The sequence below is a fragment of the Alkaliphilus metalliredigens QYMF genome (assembly GCF_000016985.1).
Taxonomy (GTDB): domain Bacteria; phylum Bacillota; class Clostridia; order Peptostreptococcales; family Natronincolaceae; genus Alkaliphilus_A; species Alkaliphilus_A metalliredigens.
Window position 1 is genome coordinate 4,689,105 of record NC_009633.1, and the last position, 22,338, is coordinate 4,711,442.

Sequence of the window (22,338 nt, forward strand, 5' to 3'; positions counted from 1 at the left end):
ATTTTAGTTGAAGAAATTGCATCCAGTCAAGCCAAGACTTTAGAATACAATTTCCTCAATTAATCCATTACTAAATCTATTCAATAACAGGTGGTAGTATTTTAAAATTATTGACATCAATTAATCCCTGATCAGTCAACTTCCAGCTTGGACTGGTGGATAAAGCCAGGAAGGATAGATGCATGAAGGGCGCATGGACACTACATCCTAGTTCCACCTTTGTCACTCTTTCTAAATCCACAATTTTTTGACTCACTTCGGGTCCTGTTAACTCATCAGTTATGAGTCCTCCAACAGGTAATCTCATTTCTTCAATAACACGGCCATTTTTTACAACAGCGATGCCGCCTTCCATTTCAATGACCCGATTAATGGCCATGGTAATGTCTTTACTATTTGTTCCTACAGCCATGATGTTATGGGTATCGTGGGCCACACTTTCTGCAAAAGCCCCATGCTTTAGTCCAAATCCTTTAACAAAGGCCTTTCCGATCCCGCCATTACGTCCATATCTTTCTACACAAACCATCTGTAGTGCATCTTGGGCTACATCAGATATTGCATTCCCCTGCTGGGTTTTGACCGTTACTTCTAGGCTACCAGAAAGATTTTGATCTGGGATCAGCTCAATACATCTCACCAGAGCCTCTTTTCCAGAAGCAGGAATTGCAATTGCACTCTCTTGAATTTTCTTACATTTAACTGAATGCTTGACTTCTTCAGGATAAATATAGGGTGGTAGATCAATTAACAGCTCTCCCTGGGATGCCACAAGTTTTCCTTCTAGAAAAACCCCTTCCACTGTCATTTCCTTTAGATCACTGATTACCGCAATATCCGCTAGTTTGCCAGGTGCTAAGACACCACGATCCTCCAATCCAAAATAAGTGGCTGGATTGATGGTTACCATTTGAATCGCTTCAATCGGGTCTACCCCTTCAGCGATGGTTCTTTTTACAATTTCATTCATATGACCTAGCTTCTCTAAGTCCTCGGCCACCATATCGTCTGTGGCTAAAATACAACGTCTTGAGTCTAGACCTTCCTCGGTTACAGCACGAATACATTCTGCCATATTCCTTTGGGTGGAGCCTTCCCGCATAAACACATATACACCCTGTCTTAATTTTTCAACACATTCTTCCTTAGTGGTTGTCTCATGGCAGGAGCATTTGCCTCCAGTAGCAATAATATGGGCTGCTAATTCTTGCCCAAAGAGATCTGGTGCATTGCCATCCACAATTTTCCCAATGCTTTTGGCATAGGTGGTGGACGCCACTAAATCAGTAATGACCTCTGGTGTATTGCGATAAACGTGCTTTGCATTACTAAATCCTTGCAATTCTCCAATTCCAATCACATTAGGATAATTTAGAATTTCCTTCATATCCTTAGAGGTGATATCATATCCTGCTGTTTCTAAGCCAGGACAATCCGGTGTCAAGGCTGGCACCACTAAATGAACGTGGTTGGGAACAACGCTGGCCTCTTCAGCCATTGCCTTCATTCCTATGGGACCTAGTGCATTGCCTATTTCATGGGGATCCGCCACTAATGTGGTGGTACCCGATGGAATTGACAATCTTGAGAACTCTGTAATGGTTAACATGCTGCTTTCAAAGTGCATATGTGAATCCATAAATCCCGGTGATAGAAATTTCCCTCTCACATCAACCACCAGTGTATCAGGTCCAATGAGCTTTCCAGCATCTCCCACCATCAAAATATATTTATCTTTGATGGCAATATCCGCTTGATACATTTCTCTTGTTAATACATTGATTACATTTCCTTGATATAAAACAATATCTGCAAACTGATTATCTGCCATAAGCACATCGATCAATTGGCGATAGATGATTGCTTCTTTAATTCCTACAGCATCTAACAATGGAATTTCCCCTCCTTTTCCCTTAATCCCCTGGGATATCAATATGGTCAATTATACCTACAATGGAGGCATCAATAGGGGACTGGAGTCGATTTGCAGCATATCTCGCAGCAGTTCCTCTGGCGTAAAGCACTATTTCTCCAATTCCAGCTCCAATTGTGTCTACAGCGACTAAAGGTTCCCCAACTGGGTTTTTGTCAATGTTCAGTGGCTGGGTTAACATGAGTTTACATCCCATTAGTCGTTCATCCTTAGGTGTCGCCACTACGGTTCCTATGATTCTACCTATATGCATCTTACCCTCTCCTTTTAATGAGGCGTTATCCTTTAATCAGTTGAATCCCCTTTTCCTTGGCCTTATCGTAGGCTAATGGGGTAATAATTGTTCCCAGAGGAAGGGTCATTTGCTTTTGTCCCCCCGGTACCAAAGAGATATCTTTCTCTGTGATCACTTGTCGTTCTCCAAAGCTCAAGGGTTTACCCTCTATTTTTTCATGTGAAACCTTTTGGCCTTTTTGTGTTGGGTCTTCATCTTGTTCTATGAGCTCCAGGCCATATGCTGTTTCGCTTAGGGGTTTGACACCCATTTTTTGAAGTTTTTCAATATATTCTTTCATCATTTCCTCTAGAAAGGGTTGCTGAGGAGCCATGCCTCGATAGCAAAGGAGCTGCTCTAAGTTCACCAAAAGCGGTTTGCCTTTCCATAGACACTGCCATAACAATCGAGGGATAAACTCATCTTGTATTCCCATGGACAATTTAATCGCTGTATTTTGTGTCATAGCAGGAACGATAACCCTTTGGACCACATCAATGGCTTTACATGCTAGAGATTCCTCCCTTACAGTGAATATCTTGCCTACTTGAAGTGGAATCACTATCTTTTTTTCATTTAATATTTTCTCTGCACAGGTCGAAAGTGCCAAATCAACAGAAAATCCATAGCGTTTCAGCCTTGGAATTTCCCTCAGTGCTGCCTCTAGGCCATCTGCTTTTCCAGTTAAAACAATGAGCAGATGCTTTTTTATGTCATCAGGCCCTTGATCTACTCCCTTGGCTCGATTGGTCAGGTTCTTTAAAATTTCCCTTGCTTGTTCATGACCATTCATAGATTATGCTCCTTCGTTTATTCTCCCTTTAACAATACCCGTTCCACCTCAGTATGTGGTCTTGGGATTACGTGTACAGAGTGAAGTTCTCCAACAGCTCTTGCTGCCTCTGCCCCTGCGTCAACCGCAGCTTTTACAGCACCTACATCTCCTCTTACCATCACTGTTACCAATCCAAAACCTATTTTTTCATATCCAACCAATGTCACATTTGCTGCCTTTACCATGGCATCTGCTGCCTCTACCGCTCCTACTAATCCTTTTGTTTCTACCATACCTAATGCTTGACTCATCATTATTCCTCCTCATTTATTCATTCTTATTTATTCATTCTTATTTTATACTTATTTCTTCACAGAGTCACTTGAAACATCTTGCTTTTTTTTACTCTTAGGAGCCTCTTTTTTCGGCTCTGCCTGCTGTTTCTTTTTTACATTCTTTTTGAAGGCTTCAATTAATACATTGACTTCTTCATGGGGTCTTGGAATCACGTGATGTGCCAGCACCCTACCTGTTCTTTCTGCAGCGATCACCCCTGCTTCTACACTGGCCTTCACCGCCGCTACATCTCCTGCAATCTGAATCGTTACACTGACACCCTGTCCTGCTCCAATTACTTTTTCGTATCCAATTAATGTCACATCGGCAGCCTTGGCTGCTGCATCTAAGGCCGCAATGGCTGCAGTTAATCCTAGTGTTTCTATTAGTCCTAGAGCTGCTTGCATCTAAACACCTCCTACTTTCTCTTCTTAGCCGTCATACCCAGGCCCTTACTCATGTCCCCTAAGGAAACCGTTTGGATACCATTACTGGTTTCCTTTCCAGGATGTTGTACTGTCCCTGACTTCATCATTTCTTTCTCCGATGCTTTTCCACTTAATCCTGCCAAGGTGTTCATCGTTTGCTGATGGGGTCCACTGATGACGCCTTTTTGTGTCTCAAATTTATTTGGCTCTACTTTCTTATTACTATTGATCTGGGACAGCAAAGCCTGAATACGATTATCGTCTTTCTCCTTTTGCTCTTGACCCTTGCTTGATGCCGTCATCTCTTCCCCTGGCTTTTTTCCACTTAATTCTCCCAGGGTGACCATCCTAGGTTGATGGGGTTGAGTCATGACGCCCTTCTTGGTTTCCAATTTCTTGTTTTCATTGATAATGGACAGTAAGGATTGTTCTTCATTAGAAGATAGATGCTGTGTCCAAGATTTTACTACTTTCTGACCCGATGTCACTTTTTTTTGATTAGCTATGTTTCCCAAGATCACCTTTGCCAAAGGATTTGCCATCTCATTCCCCTCCTTTACCCAATGATTTGATCTAATAATTTATCCACTTCTTCATGTGGTCTTGCAATGACATTAGTGGAAATCACTTCCGCAAGTCTCCCTGCCGCTTCTTCACCACTGTCTACGGCTGCCTTGACCGCTGCTACCTCTCCAGTCACAACAACAGAAATAATTCCTGACCCTACATAGTTCAAGTCAACAATTTGTACATCCGCCGCTTTGACCATGGTGTCGGCTGCCTGGATCGCTGCTACCAAACTACGTACTTCTACCATACCTATGGCCTGTCTCATGGCAATTACCACCTTTTACTATTTTTTCAATTGAGGAAAGTACCTCTCAATATCGATTGACTCGAAACCTGGAATTGCTGCTCTCTCAAAATATTTCGCTGCTTCTCCCAAGGGCTTTGTTGCATCAAACCCCAGTTTGTCGGTAACACCCCTAAGGGTATGGGATGGTTCTAGACCAGATCCCAATCCCCCTGGTATCATCACCAGGTCCTGAGAGGCTTGAAATCTTGTGGCAATAGCCCATTGGATTTCATCATGACTGTATATGTTTACGTCTTCATCTACAATCACAACATGTTTCATATCTTTACTACTGGCTAGGGCTGCAATAATAGCACTCTTGCCATCCCCTTGGGATTTCTTTTTAATAGATACGATTCCATGGAATCGACATCCTCCTGAAACTGTTACATTGACATCCACCACATCTACCATATTCTTAACATAGGCATACAATTCCATCTCTCTTGCCAGTCCATTAGATAGATGTTCTTCTCTGCAGGGGAAAGCCACTTGCATGATTGGATTATTTCGATGCATCACTGCTTTTACCTCTACAATTGGATGACTTCCTTGGTTACCATAGTATCCCATTAATTCACCAAAGGGTCCCTCCTGCTCTCTTTTATGGGGAGGCATAATCCCTTCTAGTACAATTTCTGCATAGGCGGGTACTTCTAGATCCACGCTATGGCATTTGACTAGTTCTAGGGCTTCTCCCCTCAATGCACTGTCTACTTCATATTTATCAATACCATAGGTAGCACTACTAATCTGAGAAGCCAATAAAAATGGATAATCATATCCTAAAATAATGGCCACCTCAAAGGGTTTATTTTGATTTTCAAACCCCCGATACTGTTGTGTCGCCAAAGGAGATGCAACTAAAATACTCATTTCATTTCTTTCATTCATCTGGAGTCTACGTACTGAAGTATGAACCTTTCCCGTTTCTGGGTCTTTCAGCACAACCACACCAGATGTAATATAGCTAGATGAGTCCCCTCCATGGAATTTGGGAATGGGAAACATTTTTTGAAGATCAATGCTTCTGGTAATAATATTTTCCATGACTGGACCCTTAGGTAATGTCTTAGTAGGCTTTGGATTGGCAACCGCATCCATTAACTGGGTAATCCGATCCTTTTCCGTAGTCCCCATCATATCATAATATATCTCACGGTTTCCGAAAAGCCCTCCTGCTACAGGATATTGACTCCCCTTCACCTTTTTAAATATGATTGGCTTTTCATTGTTAAAATGGGATAATACTGCTCCTAGCTCATATTTTGGATCTACCTCCACATGACAGGTTTCCAAAAGGTTCTTTTTCTCTAATTGTGCTAAGGTCGCCCTTAGCATCTGATTTTCCATCGCTCCCCCCTCCTTCTATTCTTCACCCCATCGGGTAAATAGGTTGTTTTCAATATCCATTTGATCTAAAATTCTGCCCACCATGATACTGACTAAATCACCAATTGTTTCTGGTTGATGATAGAACCCAGGTGCCGCTGGCATAACTGTTACGCCAATTTTAGCAAGCTTTGTCATGTTTTCTAAATGAATTAAACTAAGAGGCGTTTCTCTGGGAACCACAACCAGTTTTCTTCTTTCCTTTATTACTACATCAGCAGCCCTTGTCAACAAATTATTCGATAGTCCGTTGGCAACTGCAGCCAGTGTTTTCATGGAGCAGGGTACAATGATCATGCCATCGGTTTTAAAGGAACCACTGGCAATAGGGGCCGCTAGATTATCATTATCATGATAAAATGTCGCCAGCTCCTTTAATTCCTCCAAGGCCATTCCACATTCGTGGGAGACAACTTCTTGTCCCATCTTAGAAACCACTAGATGCGTCTCAATACCTAACTGCTTTAACACCTGTAGCAATCCCACACCATAAATGGTACAGCTTGCTCCTGTAATGCCTACAATTAATCTCACTGGATTCACCGCTTTCTTCTCTTGCTATTAAGGATGGGAAATCCTGTCTACTCATTTGAACAGACAGGTCCCTTATTGATAGTATACTATTTTACTTTGTTCTGTGCATCTCCACCGCCAACCCATGGGTCTTCATCATTTTCCCATGCTTGAATGTATTGGTCCACCGTCATGACCTTAGTGAAAATACTGAGATCATTTAATCCGTATTCATGCATTTCTTCAGTCTTAGAAGCCGTACCATCACTTAATGTGATGACCTTATAGGCATTTGCTAATGCATCGGTAGCAGTGCTTCTGACGCAAACATTTGTCCAGACACCGGTTAGTACCACTGTATCGATGCCTTCTTCCTTCAGATAAAGGTCTAGATCAGTATGGGCAAAGCCACTATGTCTTCTTTTTTGTACAATATATTCATCTTCTTGAGGGTAAAGCTCTGGAATAAAATCAGATCCCCATGTTCCCTTCACTGCATGAAGAGGTCTTACTCTAAAGTCAGCATCATTTTTACGATGGGCCTCTTGAATATGAACAAGGTGTATATCATCTCCTTCACGACCTCTTACCCACTCAAATATTTTTTGTAAATCCGGAATGATTGTTTCTCCACCTGGGCATCTTAGTGGCGCTTTTTCCCCAACAAAGTCATTTAACATATCAATGACAAGTATCGCATGTTTAGCCATGTTATTTTCCTCCTTTAATTTTCACCATTTATCTATATACTCACTAATATTTTATCACACGGTCTAGCTTTTGAATGTTTTGACGCTTTACAAATTGTCCAAAACCTTCTTTTCCAACAATACCGATTGCATCGTCGTATACAACAGTTCCTCTAACAACTGTTTTGACCGGCTTACCCTTTAGCTTAATCCCATGTAATGGATTGTACTTTGCCATAGAGTAGGTTTTCTTTTGATCTATGGTCCACTCTCTTTCAAGGTCAATAATAGTAAAGTCAGCATCTGACCCAATATGCATTGCACCTTTTTTAGGATACAGTCCATATTGCTTCGCTGCATTTGTACTTAATACGTCAACTAATTTAGATAAGCTTAGTCTTCCTTTGTTGTATCCTTCACTTACCATGATAGGAACTAGGGTTTCTACTCCTGGGATTCCAGGGAAAGCCGTCCAAATATTCATGCCTTCAGCATCTTTTTCAGTTTCGATTTCATAAGGAGCATGGTCTGTTCCCATAAAGTCTACACTTCCATTTTGTAGTCCTTCCCAAAGCTCTTTATTATCCTTTGTTGTTCTTAGTGGCGGTGCAATCTTAGCAAAGGCTCCATGCTCTGTCATGGCATCTTGATAGTTTAACATTAGATAGTGAGGGCAAGTTTCCGATGTCACATCTAAACCTCTTTTCTTTGCCGCTCCTACTAGCTTGGCTCCGATTCCTGAGCTCATGTGAACAATGTGTAACCTAGCTCCTGCTGATTCAGCAAAGTTAATACCTAATTCAATAGCCGCTTGCTCAGCTTCAACCAATCTTGCTTCTGCCCAAGCAGGACCATCCATTCTACCCTCAGCTTGGAACTTCTTAACATAAAAATCACACATAGCATAGTTCTCAGCATGAATTCCTACCGGTAGCCCCGTTTCTGCAACCCATCTAAAAGCCTCTAGCATTTCTGGATCAGTTACTCTTTCATAGGTTGGTACGGAAGGAGTCATATAGGCCTTAAAGGCACACACACCATAATCCGCTTGGTCTTGTACAATATGCTTTTTGCCTTCACGAACGTCTTCACCGGTTACGCCACCCCATAGTGCAAAATCGATGATGGCCTTCTCTTTAATGTTATTTATTTTTGACTCTAGCTCTGGAATACTTCTTACGGATGGCTTCGAGCAACAAGGCATATCCATAATCATTGTTAATCCTCCAGCTGCTGCTGAAGAACTCCCGGTTAAAAAGTTCTCTCTATGGGTAAATCCTGGATCCATAAAGTGGGTATGGGAATCGAAGCATCCTGGAATGGTCAAATGACCCTCTGCATCAATTGTTTTATCGAACTCTACGCCTTCTATATCCGTTAAAAAACCTGCTATTTTTTCATCCTTTACAAGTATGTTTGTTACAATTGTGTCGTCACCTTGAGGAATCCGTGCATTTTTTACAATTACATCATATTTCATTTTATTATCTCCTCTCATATTAAACTAGAATAACCCGATAATTTCTCCACTCTCTAAAATATTCATATGGTTGGCAGCTGGGACCCTTGGTAATCCTGGCATAGTCATAATGTCTCCAGTCAGTGCCACTAAGAATCCTGCTCCTGCTGAAACTCGAATTTCCTTCACTGTGACTCTAAAACCTGTGGGTCTTCCAAGTAGTGTTGGATCATCTGATAAAGAATATTGTGTTTTAGCCATACAAATAGGCATTTTGTCTAGTCCTAGTTCTTCGTATCCTTTGATTTGCTTTAGTGCTCCCTTGCTGAAATCCACCCCATCGGCGCCATATACTTCCTTTGCAATGGTGTTAATTTTGTCAACAATAGAATCGTTTACATCGTAAAGTGGCTTGAACTCTGATGGTTTACTTTCAACAATTTCAACAACCTTCTTAGCCATTTCCACGCCACCTTGACCGCCCTTAGCCCAAACTTGCGATAGGACAACCTCAGCCCCCTTGGATTCACAAAGCGCCCTTAACAAAGCAACTTCTGCTTCTGAATCCGTTGGGAATTCATTCATAGCTACCACAACAGGTACACCGAACTTTTGAACATTTTCAATATGCTTTTCTAGGTTACCAAAGCCCTTTTCTAATGCTTGAAGGTTTTCTTCATTCAATTGTCCCTTTGGAACGCCTCCGTGATTTTTTAATGCTCTTACTGTTGCCACGATGACTGCACAATCTGGCTTAAGATCAGCAAAGCGACACTTGATATCAAAGAACTTTTCAGCCCCTAGGTCAGCTCCAAATCCTGCCTCTGTTACAACATAGTCAGCTACCTTTAGGGCTAGCTTGGTGGCTAAAGCACTGTTACATCCATGGGCAATATTTGCAAATGGTCCCCCATGAATAAATGCCGGTGTATTTTCTAATGTCTGTACTAAGTTTGGCTTAATGGCATCCTTCAGTAAAAGTGCTAGTGAGCCTGTTGCCTCTAAGTCACCTGCTGTCACTGGTTCATTAGCCCCATTGTAGGCCACAATCATCTTGGCCAAACGCATTTTCAAATCATCCATTCCCGTTGCTAAGCAAAGAATGGCCATAATCTCAGAAGCCACAGTGATGTCGAATCCATCTTCTCTTGCAACACCATCTCCTCGATTTCCTAGCCCTACAATGGTGTTTCTCAGAGTACGGTCATTGATGTCTAGTACTCTTCTCCAGGCAATTCTTCTGGTATCAATATCCAATACATTTCCTTGGTGAATGTGATTGTCTAGTAATGCAGCTAATAAGTTGTGGGCTGTTGTAATGGCATGAATATCGCCAGTAAAGTGAAGGTTAATATCCTCCATAGGAACAACCTGTGCATATCCACCTCCAGCAGCTCCTCCTTTAACGCCAAAGTTAGGTCCTAGTGATGGCTCTCGTAATGTTGTCATTGTGGTTTTACCAATGGCATTTAACCCCATACTTAGACCAACATTTGTTGTTGTCTTTCCTTCTCCCGCAGGAGTTGGGTTGATGGCTGTCACTAAAATCAGTTTGCCATTAGGCTTATCCTTTAGTCGGTCAAATACATCTAAAGAAACCTTTGCCTTATATTTCCCGTAAAGTTCTAGTTCATCTTCCTTTATACCCAATCTTGCTGCAATCTCTGTAATGGGTAGCATCTTAGCTTCTTGACCTATCTGTACATCGGTTTTCATAATGATCCTCCTCTATTCCATTAAATGGGTTTCTAATATCTGTTCCTTTCTAAACCCTTCTAACCCTAAGTGATATTCTAGTGAGTTAAGCAAATGCTCTAGCTTTACCGGTCCCACAAGTTCAGATCCTGTTACTGTCACGCCGTATCTTTGTGCTTCTTGTTTCACAAAGCTAAAGGCGCGATAAAGTGGCGTTGCTGTACAATCAAACATATTCATTGAAACGACTACGCCGGTTCTTTCTGGAAATTTGATTCCTACGGCTCTAATTGTAGAGAATCCACCACTTGGACCTCGAACGCCCTTTGCAATTTTTTTAGCAATGCTTACATCCTCTGTGGCTAAAAATACATTATAGGCCGTTAGTCCCTCATGATCGGCACTGACAATAGTCGCTCCTGCAGTTGCATGTAATGCCGCTGGTCCAATATCTGGCTTTCTTTCATCTGTGTGGGCAACTTCCTTTAACCCTTCATACTGTCCTTTTCTAATAAAAGCTAAGGACTTGCGTTCTTCACAACGGGCATTTTCTCCCGAGAAGTATACCGGCACTTCAAAGCGCTTGTAGACTTCTGATCCAATCTCCTCTGCTAGCTTTGCACATTCTTCAATAGAGATGTTTCTAAATGGAAATAAGGGAATTGTATCTTGGGCCCCAATTCTAGGGTGAGATCCTTGCTGTTCTTCCATGCTAATCAGCTCATAGGATTTTGCGGCCATGTTTAATAGTGCTTCCTTGAGAGGTCCTGGCTCTCCGATGACCGTTACCACTGTTCTATTAAAGTCATGCTCGGGTTCATAACTGACAAGTTTAACCCCTTCCACATTTCTTAAGGGCTCTACCACCGCCTCAATCACTTCTTTTCTCCTGCCATCACTAAAGTTTGGTACCGCCAAAACATATTGTTTTTCTGTTGACATAAATAAAATACCCCTTTCGCTGGTTAATTATCTTAACTCTTTTTTTAATTTTCTGTTTTTTCTCTCTCTTATCAATATTCTAGTTAATAATTCAATTTCCTTTGTATGTTCTCTATAAATATTCCTATGATTGTGATCATATACCTCGCAATATTTTGTATGTTACATACAAATATTGGTGTTTTGCTTCTTCTTCGCTTGAAATTAGAAGGAATTTTCAGAAAAAGATGGTATAATGTAAGACAGTATCTTCTAATCATCTATTTGATCAATCATCCCTTTCACTGAGATTGATCAGCTTAAAAAGGAGAGTGTTTATTAATGGCTTTACGTTTAATTGATTTATCACAGGAAATTTTTCAAGGTATGTCTGTTTTCCCAATGCATCAGCCTACCTTCATTATGACCAATATGACCCATGAAGATAACATGGAAGCAACTGGGAGTCCAACCCTAGGGTTTTCTGCTCGAAATCTGCTCATTAGTGAGCATGGGGGTACCCATTGTGATGCTGTTTGGGAATATAAGTCCTCCGGAGCCACCATTGACCACATGCCTATGGGTCATTTCTGGGGTAGTGCTATTTGCCTGGACTTGTCTCATATTCCAGCCAGTCGCAGTATTGAACCACGAGACCTTGAGGAAGCGGTCTCGAAATCTGGTCAGGAAATACGGAAAGGAGACATTGTGCTTCTTTATACAGGGCACTATGATCGTTGGTTTGGAACAGATAAATGGCAAACGACTTACACAGGTCTCAGTTACAATGCCGCCAAGTGGCTAGCTGAGCAAGGCGTCGTCAATATCGGTGTAGATGCCCCAGCCATTGACCATCCTGATGACATAAACTTTTCTGGTCATTTAGTCTGTGGTGAATATGACATGACCAATACAGAAAACCTTTGTAATCTAAACGAATTGATTAACCAACGTTTCTTGTACTTTGGGTTACCGTTAAAAATTAGAGACGGCTCTGGCTCACCAATTCGTGCCGTGGCTTTAGTAGAAGAATAATGTGAAACCCGGCACCCTTACGCAACATATCTACTGGGGTGACTGGGGTTTTTTATGCCTAAAATCTGAGGATTTGACCTCAAAAGGGTTACGATTATTTTTTTAGTATCTTTTTAATCTTTAAAGCCACCTCTAAATTCAACCGATCTCTTTGATCCTCCAGATCTAGTTCTGTAATCTGTTTAATACGCTGAATACGATAAAGTGTAGTATTATAATGGGTAAATAACGCCTCAGATATTCTTTTCAAGTTTCCGTTGTATTGAAAGTACATTTCTAGGGTTTTAACTAATTCTGTTTTCTTTTTTGAATCATACTGATCTAAAGAGGATAGGGTTACTTGATAGAATTGCTCAAGTTCTTCCTTTAAAACATCCTGACACAATATCTTGTAGATGCCTAGATCATCGAAGTAAGTCATTTGCCCTTCTTCTAAAATTGCTCCTGTCTCGATGGCTTTCATAGCGTCATGATAGCTTTTATAGGATTGACAAAGACCTTTATACATTCGCCCTACCCCTATGCCAAAATCTTGAGTCTTCATTTTTTTGTTCAATAACTCATTTAAATTAAGAGTGAAATTTTTTAATACTTGCTCTGCTTGATTGGTACCATTGAGATCCACAAGTAGGTGAATGCTATCCGTCTTATTCACCAAAAAGACATTGAATGATAACTCACTTAAGAAGCTTTGAATTTCTGAGCTTATGGAATTAAGCTTTTCCTCTAAAAAGCCAACAACTTCTCTACTCTGGTGTTGGAACTGTATGATAATCATCACATATGAGGATTGTGCATCCAACTTGAAAATATGAGCCCGTTCCATTGCCTTTTGTTTTCTGGTTGCATCCAAGGAAAGTAAATCATCTAAAAACTCCCCACGATATCGATTTTCTACATCCCTTACAGAAAGTTGCTTTAAAATTTCCAATGCCATGGTTGTAGATGCAGTTTCTAGCACCGATAAGTCAAATCCTCCTAATGGTGTAAAGACAGACCAAGCGAAAATGTGCCCATAAACACTATTTTTCACAACAATTGGCATGACCATCCGTCGCAGGTATTTTTCTTGAATTAACTCCACTCTTTCATCTAGCTTTTTTTCCTTCCATTGACTTAAATTAGGATCATAAAATCCCTGGGCATCCCGCTTCAATGCCTGTTTCATGACATCCTCTATATCCTCCAGGTGATAGAGCCATTGGTGGGGGGCACCGATGCGGATTGCAATTGGGTTTCTTAAATTTTCATAAACTACCTGTGCGATTTCTTTTACTTCTCCCCCCGCTAGTACAACCTTCATTAACCGTTCATGTATTTTTTCTAAGCGTTGCAATAAAGAGGTCTGGCGATTAAATATTTCCCGAAAGACCGGTGTCATAATATCAGAAAAGGGTGTGGCATAATAAAGATCAATAATCGGGAGGTTCAATTTATCAGCTATGGCAAGTACCTCTTCAGACAGGCATTCTAAATAGGGATAAATTTTAATACCAATCCCCGCTAGTCCCTTTTCAGAGCAAGCTTGAATCAAGGATTTTTGAGCTTCTTTATCATCCTTTTGAAAAGAATATGCTGTTGTTAAGAGCAATTCTCCTTCGTCTACCCAATTTAAAATATCTGGGTCCGCCATGACATTGACTTTGGTTACCGCATTGCCAGTTCCTTTGAAGCCAGCGATCAATTTACTTTTCTCCATACATTCCATCTTCAGAACCTCATCTATGGTAATTCCGTTTTGTCTGTGCATATTTTCACCCCCTTATCGAAGAGTACAGAGTCTCATTCTCTCTTCAATACATGACTACATTTTTTATGCCCTACATTTGTTTTTAGATATATTCTACAAATCAATCTGCTATTGCGATTGATTTTTCCCCTATATCTTTCTAACTTTTTAAAGAAATTCCTTTGTGTGTTTATATCAAAGGAGCTTCGATTTCTCAAAGCTCCTTTGGCTATTCATATATGTAGCGTACTACTTTCCTAACTTTTTATACACAGTTTCAAGCACTTCTTCCTTAAGCGCCTTTCCTGTTTTGATTAGTATGTCACATTCTTCTCTAACCGACTTCACATAGGCCTCATCCTTGATTCCCTGTAAATTGATTTCAACATTAAACAAGGCTCCCTCTAATCCTGCATAAGCCATTAAAGCCCCGACTCCTATGTCCGTGATGGCATTAATATTTCCATATTCCGCAAATATTTTTTGGGTTTTTAATACGTTCAAGCTTTCCGTTGCTGCCAATAAGGGTACTTCTAGGGCTACTTTTGTTGCTTTTTGAATGGCTTCTTTCCTTAAGGCTTTTTCTTCCTCAGTTTCTTTAGGTAGCTTGAATGCCCCCATGACTTCATTGAATGCATTGGTATCCTCATCAATTAAGTGATTTAACTTTTCCTTTAATTGTACAACTTTCTTGAATTGAATGTTCATTTCTTTTTGCTGTGCTTCAGTAAGCTGTTCATAGGTCTTTTTTCCAATGGATAAGTTTCCTACCATGGCTGTCAAAGCAGCTCCTAAACTCCCACCTAAAGCAGCGACACTGCCACCTCCTGGGGCCGGTTCATTGCTCTCTACACCATTTACAAATTCCTCTACAGTTTTGTGAACTAATAACATATTATCCTTCTCCTTTCGTGACTTAAGCTGTTGTCTCTACCTACAAATTTATCATAATTTTCAAACAGCGTCTATGTATATTTTCAACAAAAGGGCTATGATTGTTAATCAATCACCATAGCCCTTTTTATTGTTTACTTATTGAGAACATTACATCAGTTGTATCTTTAATTTATTGCTGCTTTCCATTAATCCAGTAATATTTAGATCATAATGAATTTCAATATGTCCTCTTTTTGTGTCTTGGTCTACCTGTATATCTAAGTGATGTGTGATCAGTTCCATTTTAAATTGTCCATAAAGTGTATCATAAAAGCTATTCACCCGTTTGCTCTCTTGAAATACCATCTGTGATGCTGAAGTGCCATATCGACTGAGTACCACCTTATCTTCACCCTCTAGTTTCAGCGTTGTGGTAGTCCCTTCCATCCCAGATATTTCAGATTCTTCATAGACAATATATAGGTTTTCATTCTTTTCATAACAGGTTCCTTCTGTGACCAGTTCAATCTCATGGGTTTCTTCATTGATAGGTTTCTGTAGACCTGTCACTTTTATGATTCGTTTTTCTTTCATTTTACTCACCCTTATCTATATCGTTTATCGCGATTTTAATTGGTATTCTTCCATAGCCAGTTGAATCAATTCATCGATTAGTTTATCATATGGCAATCCAGTAGCCTCCCACATCTTTGGGTACATGCTGATTTTTGTAAATCCAGGCATTGTATTCACCTCATTGACCAACACTCGATTTGTTTCATTTTCTACAAAGAAGTCTATTCTAGATAGTCCTCGACAGTCTAGTAGCTCATAGGTTTGAATTGCTAAGTGTTGTATCTCTTGGATCAACTCTTCTGATAGATCTGGGGGAATGACATACCGACTTGTTCCATCAAAGTATTTATCATGATAATCATAAAACTCATGGGATGGAATAATTTCTGCAGGCAGTGCCACCCGAGGTGCTTCGTTTCCTAAGACTGCACACTCAATCTCCCGACCCTCCACAAAGGCTTCGATCACAATTTTATTATCATACTTTCCGGCTTCTTTTATGGCTATCTTCAAGGCTTCCCTGTTTTTTGCCTTTGAAATCCCTACACTAGAGCCCATGTTTGCAGGCTTCACAAATACAGGGTATTCAAAGGTCGCTTCCAAGTCGTTAAGATACTTTAATGGATCCAATTGAAATCGTCTCCCATAGATGACTTGATAGGGAGTTTGCGCAATCTTTTCTGCTTCTAATACTTTTTTGGTTATCACCTTATCCATGGCGACGGCTGAGGCCATCACACCACATCCTACGTAGGGAATGTCGATCATTTCAAACAATCCTTGAATTCGTCCATCCTCCCCATAGGGGCCATGGAGTACAGGGAAAATAACATCTATCTTTTTCACTTCCCCGTTTTGCAGGACAATTCCTTGCTTCCCATCGGTTAATGGTAAAAGAGAGAACTTTTTATTGTCCTCGCCCTTCTCTGTCAGTTCATTTATACTTTGTTCCCAGTCTCCAGATTCAATTTCCTCAACAGATCCATTAAAAAGCTTCCAATCACCATTCTTTGCAATTCCCACGGGAATAATATGATATTTTTCCTTATTGATGGCGCCCATGACAGAAGCTGCTGACATCAGTGAAACTTCATGTTCTCCGGATTGTCCTCCAAAAATCACCATTACATTGATCTTCTTCACCTTCACACCTTCTTTCTCATACTATCATATTCTACTCTTATTTATACTATTATACAACTTCTAATCCTGCTATTGGAATATATGCTTTATTCACCCATTGCACAAAAAAAGTCTCCTTAGTTAGCAGGAGACTTTTTCTATTAAAATAATGATGCAAATCGATTGACCTGTTCTTTTGAATTTTTATAGAGATCTACAATTTTAGAGCGAAGCTCAAGGGTTACCTGTCCTTCCTCAGCGGCCATTCGAACCAATTGATACTCTTCCTCCGATAAAACTTCCTTCAATTGTCTTTGGGTTTTTTCATCTGCTAATCCATTCTTCACATCTACAAAGCATAGAGGCGGAAACATAACACACCACCAGTTTTGTCCTATACCTTCTCCGATTACGATTCTTAATGCCTCATATTCTCCCGCAGGAAAAACAACATCTCCATATCGCTTTGTGGGAAAGGTATGCTCCTCCAAATAGGCAACGGCACCATAGGTACTTCCATTTTGTCTAATTTCATCCTGGGCAACAGATTCAATTCTCTCCAGACTTTTTCCGATGATTTCTCTTGTTTCCTCAATACTTTGAGATTTTCCTAAATCCAGTGCCATTTCTTCAATGACACGATCTCTGACCTTTAGTTTTAGCCGTTGATCCCCAGGACTATCACTATTGGCTAACACGTGAAAACGGATGAGTTCTTCTCCTCTTCGCTCTAGCCCTGCTACTTGACTGTCTTGAAAAATAAATTGATGTAGTATTCCGCTTATCATAAAAACAATTACAAATCCAATTATTGCTTTCCGTCCCATAATCATTCCCCTTTTCTCCAATTGATTCTCAAAATCTCATTTTATTGTTCTACTCTCAGTATGTACGCTTAGGGGAAAAAATATACAGATTCTTGTCCATCATTTGCTACTGTTGTTGTCTTTTTGTTGTCTCTGAATCTTACAAAAACAGCTGCTTAACTTCTAAGTAGCTGTTCCCTAGTCTTCCCATTGTATTGAATTTCGTTTTCCATACCCTGTAGAGCCTTAACCCTCGAAACATTGCCCCAAGACTATGTTTTCACCCTGCTATTGATCCACGCTTTAATAAGCAAACCAATCACAACACCCATCATTAGACCTAAAATAGGTAGCCAGACGGGACCTAATAATGCGCCACTTACTTTAAAAACCGAAGAATAAATCACACCTATAGTTCCAAAATAGGCCGCAAGTATAAAGGGCAGAAATGAATAAGGAGGACTTATTCCTGTTGCATATTTATAGGCATCCCAAATGGCAAACATATAGATGCAGGGGTAAAACATTAACCACTGGTAATTGGTTTGTTCCACGGCTAGCTGTGTATTGAATTGAAAGCTTGATACGATGGCTACATTTAAATTTGATTGCACATTGATGATAAATTCCAGGGCTATGAGTATGAATCCCTTCAATAGATGGCCATTTAATAATTGTCCAAACCCAGGAAGCGCTATACTCCACAATAGTTTTTCAGTCCTATCCCCCGGGTTCATATTTGTTTACCTCTTTACACATTGGATAACTCTCTGTGTTTAATGGCTTGTGGGGGCTGTTCTAACCATCCATGATGAATCATTATTTTCGTCCCATCATCCACATACTGACCAATCTCAGTAGCTAACCGTCCATAGTTGACATGCAAATCCTTTCTTAAACTGGCCACCATGGCTGCACTATAATTTCCTATGCCTGCTCCATTTAATGTGGTTACGTGAAACAGCATTAACTTATCTGAAAAAGGCGCCACGGTGGAATCCGTTACAAATGTATCCCAGATTGAAGGCGTTGGTATATTTTCATCCGATAGTAATAAACTGAGAAGTTGCTTATGTTTGCTGGCAATATCCATACCCCTGAACATAAAATCCTTTACTTCTTTTGAATTTGTTGTTTGTCCAAAACCCGTCACCAATGGGCCTCCTACTATATTTGTCATAATATTTTCATAAAGATGCGTCACCTCAACCGTAAGCAGGGGTCTTTTTTTACCTAATATATCGTCCATAAAATCCTCTTTCTCCACAAATGTCACCTGTTTGGGTACCGCTACGCGTGGGGCACGAATAAAGATTCCCTTTGATTGTTTTAGACTGGTTACCTTATTCAACAGCTCTATTGAAGACCCTAGACATCCTGTAAAATAATCTCTGATATCAGAACGCCCCACGGTTCCTAGACCCATGCTGTAAGCAACCAATCCTACCCTGCCCATGTTTCTAAGATAAAACAAATAAAAACTATCTGTATATAGCCTAGGAGCATTCATGTTCACATCGCTGTCTGTGAAGCCCTGGGGAATGGGTAATTTTTCTTCATTAAAATGCTCAGCAATCTTCTTCATATGCTTTTCAGATAGACTTAGGGCATACTTGAGTATGGCCTTGGTTTCTCGATCTTCAACATTGTTCAAAAAATGTCTAAGGACACATGCCCCCATGCTATCGTTAACATAGGAAGTCCAAAGTCCTGCTATTTCTGATGCAGTTAATTTCGTTTCTGTACCTATATACATATTTTTCTCTCCTTTACACTTCTTTTATTATTATATTTCCTATTATTTTGTTTTTGATTCTGAATATTGATGAAAAGACGCCTTCATATCCTATGGGGGTCTACACCTACAAGTGGGTTTTCAACATTCCATAAATGCTTAGGGTTCTTTATGTCAAGGGTTGTTTTCTAGTTACGTTAACCAGAAGCAAAATCTAATTGGGAAACACCCAGGGCATGATTCTCCCACAATGTACTTTTTGTCATTTCCATTTCCTCTTGATGGCACTCAATAATGAGAACCACCTCCGATGCCTGCCCCTTATGACTTCTATGCTTTTCATATTTCTTTGTGGTGATGAGCTTAATGGCACAGCCCAAGGTAAATCCAAACCCCAAACCAATCAATGCCCACCAAATGGGTCCCCATTTTAAGACAAACCCATAAATAGACCCCAATAGCATGAATATTGTGCCCAAAGCCGCTCCTAAATCCAATAGACTCAATCCATCAGAATAGTGGATGGTATCAAATAGCCTTCTTGATTCCCCTCGCTTATCTAAAGGAATTCCTAGGATTTTTTCCTTTTTAATCCCCTTCATCTCCATGGCTGTAATGGCTAATTCTAAATAATTATCATGTTCAAATGTCGCAATGATGTACATACGATTCCTCCTCTGCCTTCCATCCTTCATAGGCATCTTGAATGCTTCATCTTGATACTGCCTTTTTAAAAATTTGGATTGCTCCCAGTCATAGAGCTTATTGTTCTCCACCGTATTCACGTAGGCATCATACACAGAAAATCCATAAATGGATGGGATATTTAAGGTCCACTGAATGTCTAAAACAGCCTTCGCTTCTTGGATCTGTCCCAGTAGGGAATAGTGGATAGCTGGAAGCAGCTTAGAGCAGCAAATAACTGCAATCCACCATATTAGAATAAAAGCCCCAGTCACAATACGATGAATATACAACTGACCCGCCCCGGGCATTAATGCAGACCAGATAAAGGCATTAAGGGGACTCCTTTTGTCTAAGTGATTAATTTCTAATGCACTGATATTAAAGGCTTTTATTTCTGCATCCTCCCTTGCTGCCAGTTTGTAGTTATTATTCATATCAACTGCTGTTCGATAGCTATCCCATATGGCAAAGATATAGAGAGGGATATATAGCAGCATCCATTCCTTGTTAAGAACTTCCTTTGCTTTATCAACTTCTCCTATAAAAGAGTAAAATATTGCCATATTAAGATTGGCATTTAGATTAACCACCACTTCCCAAGTGATCAAAAGAAAACCTCTTAAATATTTCGATAGCAAGAGATGGCCAAACCCTGGAAATGCGGCAGACCACCATGCCACGATCCGAGGATTTCTTAAATGAAGTTGTGTGGTTCCTAATATACTAACATTGGCTATTTGCCTTCGGCTTGTCATCTTTTGACTTTGATTGGTCATCACATTGTATCTCTCCTCCAATAACGCCTGCTATCCCATAGGGTCATCAGTTCACTTTTTTCTCATTAACTACCATCACCCTACTCACCAAAGCCCATGCCCCCCTGACTAACAACACCTTAAACAAAATGAGCCCGATAAAGGAATGCCAAATACTCCATTTTTTATTGTTATACTTGATCAAATTGGTTTTAACCAGAACCCAGTATTCTATTACAGCTTGAATAGACGAATAAACTACACTTTGTCTCAGTATTCCTCTGAAATTCGAATCAGCTGTTGTTTGGCAATAGGCAGTGGCAAACAAAGGACCGATTAAGCAGTCATATACCACATTACTGGGAAACACCTCAGGGAAATATCTTATTGGAAAACGAAAATATCTTTTTTTGATTAAACAATCAGATACCAATGTATTCGTTATGGCGCTGAGACTAAAAACAACCAGGGATTGCCTTCTATATTTTCGTCTAAGGATAATGGGCAAAAAGCATAACCCTATTATTGTTGAAATAAACAAGGTATTTGATTTTTTCACCTTCCATCCCTCCTCACATATGCTTATTTTTCTTAGAATTTACCAATCCAAAAAATTTACTTATCATCACCTCACCTATTTTTTCTATAGACTCTTTTTAGCAGCCTTTCGAATGAGCATCCCAATTAAAATAGCTACGGGCATTCCAAATATAATAAAGTAGGCAGTATAATCAGTGAATTTTCCTAGATCCACATATACATTGGCTACACTCCCGCTATATTGAGATATATAGTATGTGACAGGGATTAAAGGTAGCCCTAGATAATTAAGTTCCTTTGCTTTTAGTACCTGCCCAAGGAGCATGGTGGCTGCGATATGTAGTGGAGCCAGGGTCATAAATATGCTATATACCCAAATTGACATAATAATGACTTGGACGTTTTCAATGAATGCACCGGGAAGATCCACAGCATCAAACACCGTCAACGTAGGCCATATCAATTGCTTTGTACCATACATTCCAAAGTTAGAGATCACCGATACATGGATCAACAGATAATAAAGTAGTACGATAAAAATCGCTAGGGGCATAATTCGGGTGGCTTTTTCCGGTTTATCTAATAGAGCACCAAATATGAGTATAATCTCGAAGCCTAAAAAGCTAAAAATCACAAGGTCTAATCCTGCAATCAGCTGACTGGGTGGAGTCTGAAAAATAGGAAGTAAATTTGTAAAATCTGTTTCATAAAAGGAAAGTGCAAACATAATGACCACAAAGATCACAATACCAGGAAACAATATATTTGTAATTCTCCCTAATGGCTCGATTCCAAAACGACTTGAATAAGCCACTACCATGAGCATCATAATGGCAATGATGGTCATTGGTGTTCTGGGAAGCATAAACACTTTCACTACCTCTACTAAAATTCGCAACAACAATCCATTGGTTCCTACCAAATAGACAATAAAAAATAAACTAAATAAATAGGCTATGGGCTTCGTCACCGTAAAGGAGAGGATCTCAAAGTAGCTTTTTCCCGGAAAGGACTTGACAATATAGCCATGGATAAAAGCAATGCCCATGGTCAACGTCCCCCCCATTATCAAGAGGATGATGGCATCGGTTTCTACCAGCTGTACAAGCTCTCGGGGGAGGGTCAAAGCCCCCACACCAATCAACGTAAGAACTAATATATTGACCATTTGATATATAGATATACGATCATTATTTGAAAACATAC

The 22,338-nt window shown here is 40.1% G+C and carries 24 protein-coding genes; 1 reads left to right on the forward strand and 23 read right to left on the reverse strand.

Going from position 1 to position 22,338, the window contains the following annotated elements; genetic code table 11:
- Positions 1–76 precede the first annotated feature (76 nt).
- From ade to ftcD, 13 genes are all read right to left on the reverse strand, one after another.
- Positions 77–1,891 carry an adenine deaminase gene (gene ade, locus AMET_RS22860; protein WP_012065533.1) on the reverse strand — a complete coding sequence of 605 codons (1,815 nt, stop codon included), beginning with the start codon at positions 1,889–1,891 and terminating at the stop codon, positions 77–79.
- A 22-nt stretch (positions 1,892–1,913) separates the two neighbouring features.
- On the reverse strand, positions 1,914–2,186 hold the full coding sequence (locus AMET_RS22865; protein ID WP_012065534.1) for a EutN/CcmL family microcompartment protein: 273 nt from the start codon (positions 2,184–2,186) through the stop codon (positions 1,914–1,916).
- A gap of 25 nt (positions 2,187–2,211) precedes the next feature.
- The gene (locus AMET_RS22870) at positions 2,212–3,000 is read right to left on the reverse strand and encodes a flavoprotein (RefSeq protein WP_012065535.1); all 789 of its coding nucleotides are present in this window, start codon (positions 2,998–3,000) and stop codon (positions 2,212–2,214) included.
- A 17-nt stretch (positions 3,001–3,017) separates the two neighbouring features.
- Positions 3,018–3,296: a BMC domain-containing protein gene (locus AMET_RS22875; protein ID WP_012065536.1), complete on the reverse strand. Its 279-nt coding sequence runs from the start codon at positions 3,294–3,296 to the stop codon at positions 3,018–3,020.
- A gap of 48 nt (positions 3,297–3,344) precedes the next feature.
- Complete coding sequence (locus AMET_RS22880; RefSeq protein WP_012065537.1) at positions 3,345–3,725, reverse strand: BMC domain-containing protein; 381 nt, start codon at positions 3,723–3,725, stop codon at positions 3,345–3,347.
- A gap of 11 nt (positions 3,726–3,736) precedes the next feature.
- Positions 3,737–4,288 carry a hypothetical protein gene (locus AMET_RS22885; protein WP_012065538.1) on the reverse strand — a complete coding sequence of 184 codons (552 nt, stop codon included), beginning with the start codon at positions 4,286–4,288 and terminating at the stop codon, positions 3,737–3,739.
- Between the two features lie 14 nt (positions 4,289–4,302).
- Entirely contained in the window at positions 4,303–4,581 is a 279-nt protein-coding gene (locus tag AMET_RS22890; protein ID WP_012065539.1) for a BMC domain-containing protein, read from the reverse strand.
- An 18-nt stretch (positions 4,582–4,599) separates the two neighbouring features.
- Positions 4,600–5,955, reverse strand: coding sequence for a UbiD family decarboxylase (locus AMET_RS22895; RefSeq protein ID WP_012065540.1), 1,356 nt, complete (start codon positions 5,953–5,955; stop codon positions 4,600–4,602).
- Positions 5,956–5,970: 15 nt separating this feature from the next.
- A complete protein-coding gene (locus AMET_RS22900; protein ID WP_330368641.1) occupies positions 5,971–6,537 on the reverse strand; it encodes a UbiX family flavin prenyltransferase in 567 nt (188 codons plus the stop codon).
- Positions 6,538–6,614: 77 nt separating this feature from the next.
- The gene (locus tag AMET_RS22905) at positions 6,615–7,217 is read right to left on the reverse strand and encodes a cysteine hydrolase family protein (protein WP_012065542.1); all 603 of its coding nucleotides are present in this window, start codon (positions 7,215–7,217) and stop codon (positions 6,615–6,617) included.
- 43 nt (positions 7,218–7,260) lie between these two features.
- Positions 7,261–8,676, reverse strand: a complete 1,416-nt coding sequence (locus AMET_RS22910) for a dihydroorotase (RefSeq protein WP_012065543.1) — start codon at positions 8,674–8,676, stop codon at positions 7,261–7,263.
- A 24-nt stretch (positions 8,677–8,700) separates the two neighbouring features.
- Positions 8,701–10,371 (reverse strand): formate--tetrahydrofolate ligase, encoded by a 1,671-nt coding sequence (locus tag AMET_RS22915; RefSeq protein WP_012065544.1) that lies wholly within the window; start codon positions 10,369–10,371, stop codon positions 8,701–8,703.
- A 12-nt stretch (positions 10,372–10,383) separates the two neighbouring features.
- Positions 10,384–11,292, reverse strand: a complete 909-nt coding sequence (gene ftcD, locus AMET_RS22920; protein WP_012065545.1) for a glutamate formimidoyltransferase — start codon at positions 11,290–11,292, stop codon at positions 10,384–10,386.
- Positions 11,293–11,613: 321 nt separating this feature from the next.
- Here ftcD and AMET_RS22925 point away from each other — a divergent pair, with 321 nt between their 5' ends.
- Entirely contained in the window at positions 11,614–12,306 is a 693-nt protein-coding gene (locus AMET_RS22925; RefSeq protein ID WP_012065546.1) for a cyclase family protein, read from the forward strand.
- A 94-nt stretch (positions 12,307–12,400) separates the two neighbouring features.
- Here AMET_RS22925 and AMET_RS22930 read toward each other — a convergent pair whose 3' ends face one another.
- The 10 genes from AMET_RS22930 to AMET_RS22975 form a co-directional block, all read right to left on the reverse strand.
- Positions 12,401–14,056, reverse strand: a complete 1,656-nt coding sequence (locus AMET_RS22930; RefSeq protein ID WP_012065547.1) for a PucR family transcriptional regulator — start codon at positions 14,054–14,056, stop codon at positions 12,401–12,403.
- Positions 14,057–14,284: 228 nt separating this feature from the next.
- The gene (locus AMET_RS22935; RefSeq protein ID WP_012065548.1) at positions 14,285–14,929 is read right to left on the reverse strand and encodes a cyclodeaminase/cyclohydrolase family protein; all 645 of its coding nucleotides are present in this window, start codon (positions 14,927–14,929) and stop codon (positions 14,285–14,287) included.
- A 150-nt stretch (positions 14,930–15,079) separates the two neighbouring features.
- Positions 15,080–15,505, reverse strand: coding sequence for a DUF1934 domain-containing protein (locus AMET_RS22940; protein WP_012065549.1), 426 nt, complete (start codon positions 15,503–15,505; stop codon positions 15,080–15,082).
- A gap of 24 nt (positions 15,506–15,529) precedes the next feature.
- Entirely contained in the window at positions 15,530–16,630 is a 1,101-nt protein-coding gene (locus AMET_RS22945) for a D-alanine--D-alanine ligase family protein (RefSeq protein ID WP_012065550.1), read from the reverse strand.
- 140 nt (positions 16,631–16,770) lie between these two features.
- Positions 16,771–17,436, reverse strand: a complete 666-nt coding sequence (spoIIR, locus tag AMET_RS22950; RefSeq protein ID WP_041721243.1) for a stage II sporulation protein R — start codon at positions 17,434–17,436, stop codon at positions 16,771–16,773.
- 251 nt (positions 17,437–17,687) lie between these two features.
- Positions 17,688–18,152, reverse strand: coding sequence for a membrane protein (locus AMET_RS22955; RefSeq protein WP_012065552.1), 465 nt, complete (start codon positions 18,150–18,152; stop codon positions 17,688–17,690).
- A 14-nt stretch (positions 18,153–18,166) separates the two neighbouring features.
- Positions 18,167–19,171: a DUF3231 family protein gene (locus tag AMET_RS22960; protein WP_012065553.1), complete on the reverse strand. Its 1,005-nt coding sequence runs from the start codon at positions 19,169–19,171 to the stop codon at positions 18,167–18,169.
- A gap of 176 nt (positions 19,172–19,347) precedes the next feature.
- Entirely contained in the window at positions 19,348–20,613 is a 1,266-nt protein-coding gene (locus AMET_RS22965; protein WP_012065554.1) for a hypothetical protein, read from the reverse strand.
- Positions 20,614–20,659: 46 nt separating this feature from the next.
- Positions 20,660–21,151, reverse strand: coding sequence for a CBO0543 family protein (locus tag AMET_RS22970; protein WP_012065555.1), 492 nt, complete (start codon positions 21,149–21,151; stop codon positions 20,660–20,662).
- Positions 21,152–21,235: 84 nt separating this feature from the next.
- On the reverse strand, positions 21,236–22,336 hold the full coding sequence (locus AMET_RS22975) for a GerAB/ArcD/ProY family transporter (protein WP_012065556.1): 1,101 nt from the start codon (positions 22,334–22,336) through the stop codon (positions 21,236–21,238).
- Positions 22,337–22,338 lie beyond the last annotated feature (2 nt).

Excerpts from the sequence above, each read along its gene's own strand:
- AMET_RS22915 (WP_012065544.1), bottom strand. The coding sequence starts at position 10,371 with ATGAAAACCGATGTACAGATAGGTCAAGAAGCTAAGATGCTACCCATT.
- AMET_RS22965 (WP_012065554.1), bottom strand. The coding sequence starts at position 20,613 with ATGACCAATCAAAGTCAAAAGATGACAAGCCGAAGGCAAATAGCCAAT.
- AMET_RS22880 (WP_012065537.1), bottom strand. The coding sequence starts at position 3,725 with ATGCAAGCAGCTCTAGGACTAATAGAAACACTAGGATTAACTGCAGCC.
- AMET_RS22895 (WP_012065540.1), bottom strand. The coding sequence starts at position 5,955 with ATGGAAAATCAGATGCTAAGGGCGACCTTAGCACAATTAGAGAAAAAG.
- AMET_RS22875 (WP_012065536.1), bottom strand. The coding sequence starts at position 3,296 with ATGATGAGTCAAGCATTAGGTATGGTAGAAACAAAAGGATTAGTAGGA.
- AMET_RS22975 (WP_012065556.1), bottom strand. The coding sequence starts at position 22,336 with ATGTTTTCAAATAATGATCGTATATCTATATATCAAATGGTCAATATA.
- AMET_RS22935 (WP_012065548.1), bottom strand. The coding sequence starts at position 14,929 with ATGTTATTAGTTCACAAAACTGTAGAGGAATTTGTAAATGGTGTAGAG.
- ftcD (WP_012065545.1), bottom strand. The coding sequence starts at position 11,292 with ATGTCAACAGAAAAACAATATGTTTTGGCGGTACCAAACTTTAGTGAT.
- AMET_RS22925 (WP_012065546.1), top strand. The coding sequence starts at position 11,614 with ATGGCTTTACGTTTAATTGATTTATCACAGGAAATTTTTCAAGGTATG.
- AMET_RS22910 (WP_012065543.1), bottom strand. The coding sequence starts at position 8,676 with ATGAAATATGATGTAATTGTAAAAAATGCACGGATTCCTCAAGGTGAC.
- AMET_RS22885 (WP_012065538.1), bottom strand. The coding sequence starts at position 4,288 with ATGGCAAATCCTTTGGCAAAGGTGATCTTGGGAAACATAGCTAATCAA.
- spoIIR (WP_041721243.1), bottom strand. The coding sequence starts at position 17,436 with ATGGGACGGAAAGCAATAATTGGATTTGTAATTGTTTTTATGATAAGC.
- AMET_RS22955 (WP_012065552.1), bottom strand. The coding sequence starts at position 18,152 with ATGAACCCGGGGGATAGGACTGAAAAACTATTGTGGAGTATAGCGCTT.
- AMET_RS22890 (WP_012065539.1), bottom strand. The coding sequence starts at position 4,581 with ATGAGACAGGCCATAGGTATGGTAGAAGTACGTAGTTTGGTAGCAGCG.
- AMET_RS22940 (WP_012065549.1), bottom strand. The coding sequence starts at position 15,505 with ATGAAAGAAAAACGAATCATAAAAGTGACAGGTCTACAGAAACCTATC.
- AMET_RS22905 (WP_012065542.1), bottom strand. The coding sequence starts at position 7,217 with ATGGCTAAACATGCGATACTTGTCATTGATATGTTAAATGACTTTGTT.
- AMET_RS22865 (WP_012065534.1), bottom strand. The coding sequence starts at position 2,186 with ATGCATATAGGTAGAATCATAGGAACCGTAGTGGCGACACCTAAGGAT.
- AMET_RS22870 (WP_012065535.1), bottom strand. The coding sequence starts at position 3,000 with ATGAATGGTCATGAACAAGCAAGGGAAATTTTAAAGAACCTGACCAAT.
- AMET_RS22930 (WP_012065547.1), bottom strand. The coding sequence starts at position 14,056 with ATGCACAGACAAAACGGAATTACCATAGATGAGGTTCTGAAGATGGAA.
- AMET_RS22960 (WP_012065553.1), bottom strand. The coding sequence starts at position 19,171 with ATGTATATAGGTACAGAAACGAAATTAACTGCATCAGAAATAGCAGGA.